General features: G+C 60.8%; 16 protein-coding genes and 1 tRNA gene. 6 read left to right on the forward strand and 11 right to left on the reverse strand.

The window, feature by feature from the left end; translation table 11 throughout:
- The coding region (gene proB, locus MOV76_RS14670; protein ID WP_247264767.1) for a glutamate 5-kinase at positions 1-910 on the reverse strand (910 nt) is incomplete at its 3' end.
- A complete protein-coding gene (obgE, locus tag MOV76_RS14675) occupies positions 897-1,973 on the reverse strand; it encodes a GTPase ObgE (RefSeq protein ID WP_112905555.1) in 1,077 nt (358 codons plus the stop codon). The genes obgE and proB, both read right to left, overlap by 14 nt.
- A gap of 84 nt (positions 1,974-2,057) precedes the next feature.
- Here obgE and MOV76_RS14680 point away from each other — a divergent pair, with 84 nt between their 5' ends.
- Positions 2,058-2,924, forward strand: a complete 867-nt coding sequence (locus tag MOV76_RS14680; protein WP_115157076.1) for an endonuclease/exonuclease/phosphatase family protein — start codon at positions 2,058-2,060, stop codon at positions 2,922-2,924.
- 33 nt (positions 2,925-2,957) lie between these two features.
- Here MOV76_RS14680 and MOV76_RS14685 read toward each other — a convergent pair whose 3' ends face one another.
- From MOV76_RS14685 to rplU, 4 genes are all read right to left on the reverse strand, one after another.
- Positions 2,958-3,545, reverse strand: a complete 588-nt coding sequence (locus MOV76_RS14685) for a GNAT family N-acetyltransferase (protein WP_130653301.1) — start codon at positions 3,543-3,545, stop codon at positions 2,958-2,960.
- Positions 3,542-4,198, reverse strand: a complete 657-nt coding sequence (locus tag MOV76_RS14690) for a GNAT family N-acetyltransferase (protein WP_017966066.1) — start codon at positions 4,196-4,198, stop codon at positions 3,542-3,544. The genes MOV76_RS14685 and MOV76_RS14690 overlap by 4 nt, the downstream gene beginning before the upstream one ends.
- A gap of 126 nt (positions 4,199-4,324) precedes the next feature.
- Positions 4,325-4,594 (reverse strand): 50S ribosomal protein L27, encoded by a 270-nt coding sequence (gene rpmA / locus MOV76_RS14695; RefSeq protein ID WP_003567620.1) that lies wholly within the window; start codon positions 4,592-4,594, stop codon positions 4,325-4,327.
- Positions 4,595-4,627: 33 nt separating this feature from the next.
- Complete coding sequence (gene rplU / locus MOV76_RS14700; protein WP_003543907.1) at positions 4,628-4,945, reverse strand: 50S ribosomal protein L21; 318 nt, start codon at positions 4,943-4,945, stop codon at positions 4,628-4,630.
- Between the two features lie 307 nt (positions 4,946-5,252).
- On the opposite strand from rplU, the gene MOV76_RS14705 reads away from it, so the two are divergent.
- Positions 5,253-5,342, forward strand: a tRNA-Ser gene (locus MOV76_RS14705).
- Between the two features lie 201 nt (positions 5,343-5,543).
- Here the strand turns inward: MOV76_RS14705 and MOV76_RS14710 are convergent.
- Both MOV76_RS14710 and MOV76_RS14715 read right to left on the reverse strand, forming a co-directional pair.
- Complete coding sequence (locus tag MOV76_RS14710) at positions 5,544-6,104, reverse strand: thioredoxin domain-containing protein (protein WP_130653300.1); 561 nt, start codon at positions 6,102-6,104, stop codon at positions 5,544-5,546.
- A 36-nt stretch (positions 6,105-6,140) separates the two neighbouring features.
- A complete protein-coding gene (locus tag MOV76_RS14715) occupies positions 6,141-7,577 on the reverse strand; it encodes a DUF6880 family protein (protein ID WP_247264768.1) in 1,437 nt (478 codons plus the stop codon).
- Positions 7,578-7,775: 198 nt separating this feature from the next.
- On the opposite strand from MOV76_RS14715, the gene MOV76_RS14720 reads away from it, so the two are divergent.
- Positions 7,776-8,030, forward strand: coding sequence for a DUF2934 domain-containing protein (locus MOV76_RS14720; protein WP_018448355.1), 255 nt, complete (start codon positions 7,776-7,778; stop codon positions 8,028-8,030).
- A gap of 34 nt (positions 8,031-8,064) precedes the next feature.
- Here MOV76_RS14720 and MOV76_RS14725 read toward each other — a convergent pair whose 3' ends face one another.
- Both MOV76_RS14725 and MOV76_RS14730 read right to left on the reverse strand, forming a co-directional pair.
- A complete protein-coding gene (locus tag MOV76_RS14725; RefSeq protein WP_028734123.1) occupies positions 8,065-8,634 on the reverse strand; it encodes a GNAT family N-acetyltransferase in 570 nt (189 codons plus the stop codon).
- A 161-nt stretch (positions 8,635-8,795) separates the two neighbouring features.
- A complete protein-coding gene (locus MOV76_RS14730) occupies positions 8,796-9,440 on the reverse strand; it encodes a ThuA domain-containing protein (protein ID WP_028734124.1) in 645 nt (214 codons plus the stop codon).
- 246 nt (positions 9,441-9,686) lie between these two features.
- Between MOV76_RS14730 and galE the strand changes: the two genes are divergently transcribed.
- Both galE and MOV76_RS14740 read left to right on the forward strand, forming a co-directional pair.
- On the forward strand, positions 9,687-10,670 hold the full coding sequence (gene galE, locus MOV76_RS14735) for a UDP-glucose 4-epimerase GalE (RefSeq protein ID WP_018517028.1): 984 nt from the start codon (positions 9,687-9,689) through the stop codon (positions 10,668-10,670).
- A complete protein-coding gene (locus tag MOV76_RS14740; RefSeq protein ID WP_210066639.1) occupies positions 10,648-12,192 on the forward strand; it encodes an alkaline phosphatase family protein in 1,545 nt (514 codons plus the stop codon). Before galE ends, MOV76_RS14740 begins: the two co-directional genes overlap by 23 nt.
- A 28-nt stretch (positions 12,193-12,220) precedes the next feature.
- Here the strand turns inward: MOV76_RS14740 and MOV76_RS14745 are convergent, their stop codons facing one another.
- Positions 12,221-12,718, reverse strand: a complete 498-nt coding sequence (locus tag MOV76_RS14745) for a DUF1993 family protein (RefSeq protein ID WP_026188557.1) — start codon at positions 12,716-12,718, stop codon at positions 12,221-12,223.
- A gap of 374 nt (positions 12,719-13,092) precedes the next feature.
- Between MOV76_RS14745 and MOV76_RS14750 the strand changes: the two genes are divergently transcribed.
- Positions 13,093-14,022, forward strand: coding sequence for a sugar ABC transporter substrate-binding protein (locus MOV76_RS14750; RefSeq protein ID WP_130653296.1), 930 nt, complete (start codon positions 13,093-13,095; stop codon positions 14,020-14,022).
- Positions 14,023-14,036 lie beyond the last annotated feature (14 nt).

Raw genomic sequence — 14,036 nt, forward strand, 5'->3', positions numbered from 1 at the left:
CGGCTGGAAGCAGGCTCTTGCCGGCCCCGAGGGCAACGACGGCGCCGTCATCGACATGCAGTTCGCCGGCCCGCTGCAGCTGCCCGGCAATCCAGGTCTTGCGGGCGGTAACCGGTGTGCCCGATGGCGCGAACCAGGAGGAACGCGCGCCGTTTTCGATCGCCGACAGCGGATTGTCGGTCTTGCCGGAGGCGATGATCATCGCGCAGCCTGATGCCGTCGCAATCTTGCCGGCATCGATCTTGGTGCGCATGCCGCCGCGCGAAAGTTCCGAAGCGGCTCCGCCGGCCATCGCCTCGATCTCGGGGGTGATTTCGGCAATCATCTCGAGGAACGTCGCGTTTGGATCGAGATGCGGTGGTGCGGTGTAGAGGCCGTCGATATCGGAGAGAAGGATGAGCAGATCGGCGCCGGTCATCGTCGCAACACGAGCGGCCAGCCGGTCGTTGTCGCCATAGCGGATCTCGCTGGTGGCGACGGTGTCGTTCTCGTTGATGATCGGCACGGCGCCGATCTTCAGGAGCTGATTGATGGTGGCGCGCGCATTGAGATAGCGGCGGCGCTCCTCGGTATCACCGAGCGTCAGCAGGATCTGGCCGGCGACGATCTCGTCGCGCGACAGGCTTTCCGACCAGGCGCGCGCCAGCGCGATCTGGCCGACGGCCGCCGCAGCCTGGCTTTCTTCCAGCTTCAGCGCACCCGAGGGCAGGTCGAGCACCGAGCGGCCGAGCGCGATCGCGCCTGAGGAGACGACGAGCACGTCGATGCCCTTGGCTTTCAGGTCGGAGATATCGGTGCACATGGCGTCAAGCCAGGCCTTCTTCAACCCGGCCTTGCGGTCGACCAGAAGCGCGGAGCCGATCTTGATGACGATGCGGCGGTAGCGGCCAAGCGGCTTACGGCTGGTCATCGTCCTCGCCCTCATCGGTGACGACCATGTCGCGATGGCGCAGCTTCGGCACCTTGGCCGGCTTCTCCTCGGTATTGGCTTCGACGATGATGTCGCGCAGCGCGCGCAGCACCTCGGTCATGCCCTTGCCGGTGACGGCCGAAATCTGGAACGGCGTCTTGCCGCAGGCCTTGGCCAATTCCTTGGTCTTCTTCTTCAGTTCGGCATCGTCGAGCACGTCGATCTGCGACAGCGCCACGATCTCAGCCTTGTCGGTCAGCTCGTTTCCGTAGGCTTCGAGCTCGTGCTTGACCGTCTTATATGCCTTGCCGACCTTTTCTTCCTGGGCGGAGATGAGGTGGAGCAGCACGCGGGTGCGCTCGACATGGCCGAGGAAACGGTCGCCGATGCCGACCCCTTCATGGGCGCCTTCGATCAGGCCCGGAATGTCGGCAAGAATGAATTCGCGCTCGTCGATGGTGGCGACGCCGAGATTGGGATGCAGCGTGGTGAAGGGATAGTTGGCGATCTTCGGCCGGGCGCGGGTGACGGCAGCCAGGAAGGTCGACTTGCCGGCATTGGGCAGGCCGACGAGGCCGGCATCGGCAATCAGCTTCAGGCGCAGCCAGATGGTCTTTTCCTCGCCGGGCAGACCGGGATTGGCCCAATCCGGCGCCTGATTGACCGAAGTCTTGAAATGGGCGTTGCCGAAGCCGCCATTGCCGCCATGAGCGAGACAGTAACGCTGGCCTTCGACAGTCAGGTCGCAGATCAGCGTTTCCTGATCTTCCTCGAAGATCTGGGTGCCGACCGGAACCTTGAGCGTCACGTCGCTGCCATTGGCGCCGGTGCGGTTTCTGCCCATGCCATGGGTGCCGATCGTCGCCTTGAAATGCTGCTGATAGCGGAAATCGATCAGCGTGTTCAGGCCGTTGACGGCCTCGACCCAGACGTCGCCGCCGCGCCCGCCGTCACCGCCATCCGGGCCGCCGAACTCAATGAATTTCTCGCGTCGGAAGGAAACGCTGCCGCCGCCGCCGTCCCCGGACTTGATATAGACCTTTGCTTCGTCGAGAAATTTCATTTTACTTCCAATATTCAGTGGCAGTTGGACGGCCCGTCTTGGCCCATTCGATATAGGCGGTTCCGACGGAGGTCAAAGATTATCGTGAATTTTGCGAGCTATAACATACAGTACGGCTTCGGTCTCGACGGCAGATACGATCTGGCGCGGATTGCCCGGAGCCTCGAGGGAGCCGATGTCATCGCGCTGCAGGAGGTGACTCGCGGTTTCTCCCGCAACGGTTTTGCCGACATGGTGGCCGATGTTGCAGCCTTCTTTCCCGACTATTTCTGGGTCTATGGGCCAGCCTGCGACATGCATGTCGAAGCTGATGAAGGCGGGCTCCAGCCGGTGCCGGGCACCCGTTTCCAGTTCGGCAACATGGTGCTGTCGCGCTGGCCTGTTGTCTCGACCCGGACGCTGCTTCTGCCGCGCAGCCGGACGATCGGCAAGATCAACCCGCAGCGCGGCGCAACCGAAGCGGTAATCGCAGCACCCGGCGGGGCGATCCGCGTCTACTCCGTGCATCTCGACCATGTCTCCGCCGATGAGCGCATCCGCCAGCTGCAATTTCTGAACGCGCATATCAATGCCTTCGTCCAGGAGGGTGGATCGCTGACGGGGGGTGGTGAATTCGATCTGCCGGAGCCGCCGCTGCCGGAGGATTATATTATCATGGGTGATTTCAACATGGAGCCGGAATCGCCGGAATATTGCGCGCTTGCCGGTGCTGGCGGCGGATATTATGGACGTGTCGCCAGGATCGGCACGCCGATGGACGCCTTTGCGGCGCTCGAGGCCTATCGCCCGGGGAGCTACAGCTGGATGGATCCCGAAGATCACGGCAAACGCATGCATCTCGATTATTGCTTCGTCAGTTGCGGCCTCGAGGGCCGATTGAAATCCGCTCGGATCGATACGCAATCCGAGGGCTCCGATCACTTCCCCCTATGGGTCGAAATCGTTGATTGAGACGCCGCCGGTGCGGCGACGTCTCGCGTTTGATCAGGCAACCTTCCGCGGCTGCAGCATGCCAGGCTGCAGCACGGTTTCGATGTGCGACACCATCGTATTGCGGGCGAAACAATAGATTTCGCCGCAACCCGTCATGTGGAAACCGAGCTTCTCCTGCAGCCGCAGCGAAGCAGGGTTGTCGGCGAAGACGCCGGAATGGATCGGCGTCTCCGGCATGCGGCGCGAGAAGCGCTCGATGATCGCCGCTACCGCCTCGCTCATATAGCCGCGCCGCCAGTAATAGCGGTTCAGCCAGTAGCCGAGGTGCCAGCGGCCGTGGCGCAGCTCGATCGAGACGTTGCCGATATGGACATCGTCCTTATCGGTGATCGCCAACGGCCAGTCGGGCAGGGTGCCTGAGGTGACCGGGATCAGCCAGTCCAGCGCATCCTGCCGGTCGAACGGCGCGGGTACGCGGGACAGCATGCGCGTGACCGCGAAATCGGAAAGCGATTCCGCGATATCAGGCGCATCGCTCAGCCTGTGGGGGCGGAGCGTCAGCCGGGCGGTCGAGATAACCGGCGCAGGGCCGGGCATCATCGGCTTGACCTCCGGCCTTTGCAGCGCAGTCGTGCTCATGCGATGTTCCCCCAGCTTCGGAGGGACATCCAGGTCTTGCGGTCGAGCCTGTACCATTCGACCGGCACGTTACTGCCGAGCGCCAGCGAGGCGGCGAGCCCCGATCCCTGGAACTGGAAGCCGCACTTCTGGATGACGCGGCGCGAGGCGACATTCATTACCCGGCAACGGGCATCGATCTGATCGACGTCCTGACGGGTTCTGAACACCATATCGACCAGGGCATGGCAGGCCTCGGTCGTATAACCCTTGTTCCAATAGGGCTCGCCCAGCCAGTAACCGATCTCGACGGTTCTGCCGTCCGCATGCGGCTCGACGCCGCAGCAGCCGATAAAGGCGCCGTTTTCAGCCTTGGTGATCGCATAGACGCACTTGCCAATATCGCCATTTTTCGTGCGACGCACGAAGTCAGCAGCATCATCGGCGGTATAAGGGTGCGGCATACGCGATACCATGGTGGCGACTTTGGCGTTGTTGGCGAGATGGGCAAGGGCGTCGATGTCTTCTTCGTGGGGCGCGCGCATGACGAGCCTTTCCGATAACAAGACAGGGCAATCGGTCCTTAACCGTTCCGGCCTCAGCCGTTCTTCGGAAGACCGCTGGTCTTCCCGGGGAGACCGTGATTGGTCTGCCCTTAACAATTCGCCTTGCATGGTTCAGTCCTCCTTGAGGGGTAAAGAAAAAGGGGAGATGGCGCCCCATCTCCCCTGTTTTCTAGACTGAACCTGATACGGCCAGCCGGGTCGATGAGACGCCGGCTGTTTTTGAGCGCTACCGGCTTATTCCGCTGCTTCCGCTTTCGGCATGACAGACACGTAGACGCGACCGTTGGCCTTCGTTCGGTAGTTCACATTGCCGGCGGTAAGTGCAAAAATCGTGTGATCCTTGCCGAGGCCGACGTTGGAACCCGGATGCCACTGCGTCCCGCGCTGACGCACGAGGATGTTGCCTGCGATGACGGCTTCGCCGCCGAACTTCTTCACGCCAAGGCGCTTGGATTCGGAATCGCGACCGTTGCGCGAGGAACCGCCAGCTTTTTTGTGTGCCATTGGAGTTCTCCTTTAAACCTTGTCCCGTTGATCTTACTTGGCAGCCACGATGTCCGTGATACGGACGACCGTGTGATGCTGACGATGGCCGCGCGAACGCTTCGAATTCTGACGGCGGCGCTTCTTGAAGGCGATGACCTTCTTGCCGCGGTTCTGTTCGACGACTTCTGCCTTGACAGAGGCGCCGGTTACGAAGGGCGCACCGATCGCAGCGTCGGCGCCTTCGCCGATCACGAGCACTTCGGTGAATTCAATGGAATCGCCAGCGGTGGCTTCCAGCTTTTCGATGGTCAGCACGTCGTTGGCTGCCACACGGTACTGTTTACCGCCGGTCTTGATGACTGCGAACATTTTTTATCCTTTCATGTTCGTTCCAGCTCTCCTCGCCGATTGAGCGAGGTGGCCGTCTTTTTATCAGTCGAAGTTAAGCAGGGATTTCAGAGGTCTAATCCTCGAACTCTTCCTGCCGGTGAAGCGCCCCACGCAAACGCAGGACGAGCTAGGCACGGATTTCTCCAAACCTATTGCGCAGCCGAGATACGCGAGTGACAAAAAGCTGTCAAGGCAAAAGGATGGAATGGTTCGACTTTTCGGCTTGCCAGCCTGTCATTTGCCCGTTATGAGAACGCCCGCGCCGAACAAGCGCCGACCAGACCGCGGAGAGGTGGCAGAGTGGTCGAATGCACCGCACTCGAAATGCGGCATACCTGCAAGGGTATCGTGGGTTCAAATCCCACCCTCTCCGCCATAAATTTCCCGGGATTATTAACGTTTGAGATTACCGGGAGATTGCCGTGACCGGCGGTCAGAATCGCATGCATTCCAAGGCCGCACCAGAGCCGTTCCCGAATCAAAACATCGCGCTTTGCTTGCGCTGATTCTGCCCGATATCCATTGAGCGAAACAGGCAGGAGACAAATATACGGGTGGCTCTTAGTGCGGGATCTCGTCAGTTACCCAGCGCCTTCTTCACCCAGACTCCAACCTCATCACCGCTGCTCATATCTGCCTGCACCAGCCCATCTATCATGAAGGTCGGCGAGACGTGGATGCCGTTCTGCCGGGCATATTTGCAGTGCCACTTGATCTCCCGGTCGAGATCCGGGATTGCGAAGGCTTCTTTCAGCTTGACGCCGCTGTAGCCTTCCAGGCGCTCGATGATCTGGTTCGGCGTCACATCCATATTCGGGCCGCCGGCGTGACGCTCGAATTCGAACTCCTCGCGATGGGCTGCAATGGCGGCCATCACTTTCTTTGCTGTCTGCTTGCCGCCTTCCAACGTTGAGGCTGCGATGATGCAGCGGACGAGGACGCCCGAATACATATGCCAAGGTTGCGATTGCAGGCGGATCTTCACGGTGATCTTGTCCTCGCCGGCCTGGCCGAGCAATTCGTCGAACTTGTTGAACGCTCTGACCGAGTAGGGGCAAGTCGGCTCCAGAAAGGCTTCGAAGATGCGGGGTCCAGTGCCCCAAGTCAGCGGATCTGCATGCCAGGAAGTGGTCGTCATGGAATTCCTCTCTGAGGGTAAGGTATCCGGAGCAACTTAGGTCACCAGGCTCCAGAAGCCATGCTTCTTGCCGTGCCGACGTTTGAGTTCCGCGACATAGAGGTCATGGGATCGAGTGTTGCCGAAGTCATCGATATGAGGCGCAAAGGATGCACAGTCCGCCAGATGCCTCGCCGCATGCTTATAGCGGCCGGACCGGCCGCTATCGAGCGCGAAATCGATCATGGAGCGCAAGACAATGGTGGCCGCGAGCGGATGTTTCTCCGCCAGAGCTTCGGCCGCCAGCGTCATCAGCTCATAGAGATTGCCATCCAGTTCCGCCTTCCTGCTCGCTACAAGTTTTGCCGCCTCGGCAGGCGCCGGCCAGTTGAGAAAAAACGCAAGTGCCTGGTGGACGTCAGGAAAAGCCCGAACATGGACAAATGCCTTCTCCTCGGCCTCAAGATCGTCGAAATCGGGCAGCCGCTTGAGGAAAGCCTTGAGGTGCTCGCCATGCAGCGACTGCTCGAAACATGTCCATCTATAGGTCTGCGCCTCCGCTGCACGCCCCAGGGCCTCGAGCGTCTCAACGCGCGCGCGCTGCCATTCGAATGGCATGTCGGCCCAGCCTCTCCTGTCGGCCTCATCCAACGTCTCAAGCGCTTCCTTCGCCCGACCGGCCGAGAGCAGACGATTGGCGATGTCGGCAGCTATCATCGGCGCCTTGCGCGCATCCTCGGGGTGTTGGCCAATGTAGGCATCAACATCGCCCTGGGCGTCGGCAATTTCCTGCAAGGCTATGCGCACCGTCAGGTCTCGCTGAGTGCCGTCGATCTCATCTTCGTAAAGGGGGCCTGCGCCGCCCCAGCCGATGATCTCGCGCTTGTCCTCCGCCGGCTTGTCTTTCGGCTCCTTGGACCATTGGATGAAGAGGGTTTTCAGGCAATCGAGACCATCCTTGCCGAGAGCTGGCGCCATCGCCACAATCAGGTTGTCGTACTGGCCGTAACCATCGTCTTGCACGGCTTTGAACACCTTCTCGGCCAGGACATTGGCGTCGATCTTGGCGGACGCGGCGATTGCGGCAGCATCCTCGCAAGCCTGATGAAAACTTTGGATGACAGAACCGCTGCTCTCGTTGGATCTCTCAAAGATCGAATTCGCCAGGGCGAGGAACTGCCATATCAGTTCGAAAGCCTCCTGGGGATCATCGGCGGCAACCGTCTCTGTGATCGTCTTGCGCTGCGTTTCCAGGTCGCTCTTCAGCGCCTTCACTTTGCGCCAGTTGATGAGGGTGCGAGCGCGGGCGATGCTGGCAAGCCGTTTTCGTACCTCACGCGCGACCTCGGCGCTGCCGTGATTGCCGGCAAGCTCCATTCGAAGCCGTCGCTTGTGGGCAGCACTGCCCATGCTGATCTCGACCAGCAGCTCGGCAAGGCGCTGCGCACCAAGGGATTCAAGATTCTTCGCATTGAGTGTTGTCTTGGCTGCCATCGGTCATCGCTGTCGTTTCTGCGATGACCCTACCCTGCAGGCGGTACGAGGCCAAGGTCCGGGAATGTGCACAGGGATAATCCTCTGTGCCTCGCTATTAGCTAAAAACTAACGCTGCCTCGTAACGACTCCTAAAGCCGGTTTTGGCACCTTGTTGCCTGTCGAATATTGCTTCCAAATTTCTCGCTGGGGTTGATTATGAGTCATAATAAAGACGCCTGGGTCAGCCAGCGCGCTTATTCACTATGGGAATCGGAAGGCAGGCCGGATGGGCGTGGGGAAAGCCATTGGGCGCAGGCGCTGAGGGAGTTCGAGCAGCTGGAGCTGACGAAGGCCTCGCCTGATGGAAACGATCTCATCGAGAAGCTGAAGGCAGCCGGGCGGCTGATGCGGATCTATGACGAGGCGGCGCCCGCCGTTGAGAACGACCGGCAGATCAAGGCGGCTCGCTAGGCCGTATTTTTCAATCTCTGGGTTGCCGAAATATTCAGCGGCATTCCAGGCGGACGATCGGCCTTGCCGGCAGGCGTCTTGCCACCTCGACGAAACCGGCATCCAGAAACATCGACAGCGTTCCCGGATAAAGCTCGGCTCCGTTCGAAGCACGGGCTGCCTGATCGACAGGGTAGGCTTCGAGACATTCGGCGCCGTTCGCGCTTGCGAATTCGACGGCGTGTTTCAATAACAATCGCGACAGACCCTGCCGCCGGAACGGCTTGCGGACGATGAAGCAATTGATCGACCAGACCGGCTTGTCATCCACCGGCGCAAAGGGTTTTGAACGGCGCAGCCGGTCGAATACGGCGCGTGGCGCGACACCGCACCATCCGGCCGGTTCATTCTCGTGATAACCGAGAATACCGGGCGGGCGCCGTTCGGCGACGAGGCTTCGGAACCAGTTGCGATTTCCCTCGCCCCATCCTGCCTTGTAGTCGGCATTCGGTCGATACCAGTAGGCGCAGCGACAATTCCGGCCGTCGGCGCAATCGTCGAAGACCGCTTCGATATCGGCCAGGCGGTCGGTGGTTGCGGGGAAGAAAGAGAAGCGATCCTGCATCCGGGCAAATTATGGCGCGGGCGGGTGATCGGCAAGCAGTCGCCCGTGCCGGCCGATCAGCCGCGGCGGCCCACCAGCTTGAAATGCTTATTCTTTAGCGGCCGACGTCGTCCGGTTGTCGCCGCCGGTCGGCATTCGCCGGCGTGCGGCTCGCCCTGACGCTACTGGCGTGCGGCCCAGCTCAGACCACGCCGCAGGATGAGGGGCATGTAGGGATGATCGAATTCGGCTGCGACATGGCCGAGGGCGGAATAGAAGATGCGGCCGGCACCGAAATGACGCTTGAAGGCGACGGGCATCACGACATTGCGGGCTGCCGGATCGTAGGCGCCGGTGAAGGTGGTGGTCGCAAGGATTTCGACTGTGGGATCATAGTGGAGATAATATTGCTCCGAACGATAGTCGAAGTCGGGAATGCCCTCCATGACGGGATCGTCCTGGCGGGTGACGGCGACGCGGAAGTCGATGATATTGCCGGGATGGGCGACCCAAGTGACGCCGGAGACATAACGGAAAGGCGCGCTCTCCTTGAAGGATGTGGCGAGTGCGCCGTGATGGCCGGCAAGCCCGAGCCCGCCGCGCACCGCTTCGACGAGGGCGCTAGCATGAGGCTTTTCGAGCGTTTCGCCGGTAATGATGGGCACCAGCAGATCGGCCTTCGCCAGCGTTGGAGATCCGAAAATGCCGAGATCGCCGGTTACCTCGACCGCAAAATCGTCCTCGCGCAGAAGGTCGGCGACGATATGAGCGCATTGCTCCGGTTCATGACCTTGCCAGCCGCCCCAAACGACCAATGCCTTCCTCATTCGCGCTCTCCCTGCCTGATGGCTGCAGACCGTTGATCATCACATGGTGGTAGAAGCCCCTTAGATCGCGCGGTTATGCAAATCACGCGAATAATTCATGAATATTGCGGGTCCGGCACACATCGCCCGGACGGGCGGCTTCGGCATTTGACGTATTGTCCGTTTGCGCCGATCGCAGTTCCTTCTTTTTATTGACGTGTATCTCGTTTAGGCTTCTCCCATCTCTCGTGAACAATAGGGTGGTGTATGGCAGGTGAAACGGTTCTTGTCGTCGGCGGCGCCGGCTATATCGGCTCGCATACGTGCCTCGACCTGGCGAACAAGGGCTATAGGCCTGTCGTCTTCGACAATTTTTCGAACGGTCATCGCGAGTTTGTCAGATGGGGGCCGGCCGAAGAGGGCGATATTCGCGACCGCGCCCGGCTGGATGAGGTGCTGGCCAAGCACAAGCCGGCGGCGATCCTGCATTTCGCCGCGCTGATCGAAGTCGGCGAATCGGTCAAGGATCCGGTTTCCTTCTACGAGAACAATGTGATCGGCACGTTGACGCTGCTTTCGGCGGCACAAGCGGCCGGCATCAACGCCTTCGTCTTCTCCTCGACCTGCGCCACTTACGGCCTGCCGCAGAGCGTGCCGCTCGACGAGACCCATCGGCAGGTGCCGATCAATCCCTACGGGCGAACGAAATATATCGTCGAACAGGCGCTTGCCGATTACGACCAGTACAGGAGCCTGCGCTCGGTGGTGCTGCGCTATTTCAATGCGGCCGGCGCCGATTTTGAGGGCCGGATCGGCGAATGGCACCAGCCGGAAACGCATGCGATACCCCTGGCGATCGACGCGGCACTCGGCCGCCGCCAAGGCTTCAAGGTGTTCGGCAGCGATTACGAGACACGCGACGGCACCTGTGTGCGCGACTATATCCATGTGCTGGATCTCGCCGATGCGCATGTGCGCGCCGTCGAATATCTGCTGAAGGGCGGCGATTCCGTTGCGCTCAACCTCGGCACCGGCACCGGCACGACGGTGAAGGAATTGCTCGGCGCGATCGAAGAAGTGTCGAACCGGCCTTTCCCGGTCGAATATATCGGCCGGCGCGAAGGCGATTCGCACACGCTGGTGGCCAATAACGACAAGGCGCGCGACGTGCTCGGCTGGGTGCCGCAGTATGATCTGTCTGAGATCATCCGCTCCGCCTGGGATTGGCATGCAAAATCCAACCAGCATTGAGAAGGCGCGCCGGCCGAACGTCCTGCTGATCACGGCGGATCAGTGGCGCGGCGATTGCCTGTCAGCCGTCGGTCACGCCTGTGTAAAGACGCCTGGTGTCGATGCGCTGGCGCGGGAAGGCACGCTCTTCCGGCGGCACTATGCCGGCGCGGCTCCCTGCTCGCCGGCGCGGGCCACGCTCTATACCGGCCTCTATCAAATGAACCACCGCGTCTGCCGTAACGGTTCGCCGCTCGATGCCCGCTTTGACAATCTGGCGCTGGCGGCCCGGCGGGCGGGATATGACCCGACGCTGTTCGGTTACACGGATACGGCGCCCGATCCGCGCGGGATGGATGCCGGCGATCCGCATCTGACGACCTACGAAGGCGTGCTGCCGGGTTTTACGGCCCGCCAGCTTCTGCCCGAGCACGAAAGACAATGGCTCTCCTGGCTACGGTCCCGCGGCCATGCCGATGCCGTCAGCCGCGATATTCACATTCCCGTCGGTGCGGGAGCGGGAGAAATTTCAAATGCAGCGCCGGCCTATTCGCGCGACGAGACCCAGACGGCTTTCCTGGCCGGCGAGTTCATTCGCTGGGTGGGCGAACAGGACAGGCCGTGGTTTGCGCATGTCTCCTTCTTGCGTCCGCATCCGCCGTTCTCCGTGCCGGAGCCGTTCAACCGAATGTTCAAGCCGGGGGACGGGCCGGTTTTTGCGCGCGCGGCAAACTGCGAAGCCGAACATGACAGTCATCCCTACCTCGCCTATGCCATGCCACGCTCCGACAAGGGCAGCTTCATTCACGGTGCAACGGGGCCGCTCAGCGACTGGAACGGCGAGGATTTCGCTGCGATCCGGGCGATCTATTACGGCATGATATCAGAGGTCGATGCGCAGCTCGGCCGTATCTGGCAGGCCCTCAAGGATGCGGATGCCTGGGACGATACGCTTGTTGTCTTCACCTCCGACCACGCCGAGATGGCGGGCGATCACTGGACGCTCGGCAAGGGCGGCTTCTTCGACGGCAGCTATCATATTCCGCTTGTCATTCGCGATCCCTCAAGCAGTGCTGCGGGTGGGGTCGTCGACAAATTCACCAGCGCTGCCGATATTTTTCCGACACTTTGCCAAAGGCTCGGCGTCGACGCGACGAACGGGCTCGATGGCAGGTCGCTCATGCCGTTTGTCAGGGGTGGGAGCGGACAGAACTGGCGGGACGCGGCATTTTGGGAGTTCGATTTCCGCGACATTGCGCATGGCGAGGCCGAGCGGCATTTCCGGCTGCGGTCCAATGAATGCAATCTCGCGGTGATCCGCGACGCGCGGTTCAAATATGTGCATTTTACCGCATTGCCGCCGCTCCTCTTCAATCTTGCCGATGATCCGATGGAGCTCGACAATGTCGCGGCGGATCCGGCCTATGCGGCGATAAGGCTCGACTATGCCGAGAAGCTGCTGTCGCTCCGAGCACGGCATCTCGATCAGACGCTCGCTTATACCGAACTGACGGAAAGAGGGCCGGTGACCCACCGGCCCTGATGTTAGTCTAGCCGAGCCGAACTAGGGTTCAGCCGAGATAATCGCGCTTGCCGATCGGAGCACCCTGGCTACGCAGGATGGCGTGGGCCGTCGCGACGTGGAAGTAGAAGTTCGGCAGGGCGAAGGTGGCGATGTATTCGTCACCCGGCAGCACGATACCACTCTTTCCCGGCAGGGTGATCTGGCGGGTTTGGGTGCCTTCCAGTGCTTCCGCCGAGAAGCCGGCGAGATAGGCTTCGGTCTTTGCCAGGCGCTCACGCAGGTCGTCGAACGTCGTTTCGTTGTCCTCGAACTTCGGGGCGTCGGTCGCCGTCAGGCGGGCGAGCGCAAATTTGGCGGTGTCGCTGGCGCGCTGATACTGGCCGGAGAGCGGCAGCATGTCGGGCGCAAGGCGAGCGGTGACCAATATGACGGGATCAATATTCTTTTCCTTCGCATAGGCTTCGGCCTTGTCGAGGTAGGTTTTCAGGCTGGCGAGACCGCGCTGGAACATCGGAACGGTGAGGCGATACATCGAAATGGACATCTGTCCTGTCTCCAAAATCTTCAAATGATTGGGTCGCGGCGAGAGGTCGAAGGCGTCTGCGGCCGTGAGCCTGTCTTCGACCCTGCATAGATGGATGCTCGTTTCGTCTTTCACAACACCGGCAATGCGGGCCTCGGTCCTGAAGCCCGCATGGCATTGCGCTCTCATCCATATCTTGACGCCGCTAAAGATACTTGACGCCGCTCCCAGAAAATGGAATGAATATTCCGCAGAGCGGATTTGACGGTTTGTTTGTTCCGTTTTTGTGGAGCGCCGCGGGAGAGGTGGCGCGGGGAATTGCGGCTTCAGAGCAAATGCCTGGAGTTCCGGCGTGAGGAGGGTGCAGCCGGGCACCGCTTTGTGGAGGAAGTAAAATGAAAAAGTTTATCCTGGGCACTGCGATGGCGCTCGTCATGTCGACGACGGCTCACGCGGAAACTGTCGGCGTCTCGATGGCGAAATTCGACGACAATTTCCTGACGGTTCTGCGTAACGGCATGACCGATTATGCAAAGACACTCAGCGGTGTGACGCTGCAGGTCGAAGACGCACAGAACGATGTTTCCAAGCAGCAGAGCCAGATCCAGAATTTCATCGCCTCCAAGGTCGATGCAATCATCGTCAACCCTGTCGATACCGATGCGACCACGGCAATGTCGAAGCTCGCGGCCGATGCCGGCATTCCGCTGGTTTACGTCAACCGTCAGCCGGTCAACGTCGACACGCTGCCGGACAAGCAGGCCTTCGTCGCTTCCAACGAGCAGGAATCCGGCACGCTGGAAACCAAGGAAATCTGCCGCATTCTCGGCGGCAAGGGCAAGGCCGTCGTGATCATGGGCGAGCTCTCCAACCAGGCTGCGCGCATGCGGACCCAGGACGTTCACGACGTCATCAAGACGGATGAATGCAAGGGCCTGGAGATCGTCGAAGAGCAGACGGCGAACTGGGACCGCACCCAGGGCGCCGACCTGATGACCAACTGGCTCTCCAGCGGCATCGAATTCGACGCCGTGATCTCCAACAACGACGAAATGGCGATTGGCGCCATCCAGGCGCTGAAGGCAGCCGGCAAGGATATGACCAAGGTCGTCGTCGGCGGCGTCGACGCCACGCAGGACGCGCTTGCCGCCATGCAGGCGGGTGATCTCGACGTCACGGTGTTCCAGGATGCCGCCGGCCAGGGCAAGGGCTCGCTCGATGCAGCGCTCAAGCTCGCCAAGGGCGAAAAGATCGACAAGAAGGTCTACATTCCCTTCCAGCTCGTGACGCCCGCCAACGTCAAGGACTTCGTCACCAAGAACTGAGGCGAAGGCCAAGC

It is taken from the genome of Rhizobium sp. PRIMUS64, from assembly GCF_023006465.1.
In the GTDB taxonomy this organism is placed as follows: domain Bacteria; phylum Pseudomonadota; class Alphaproteobacteria; order Rhizobiales; family Rhizobiaceae; genus Rhizobium; species Rhizobium leguminosarum.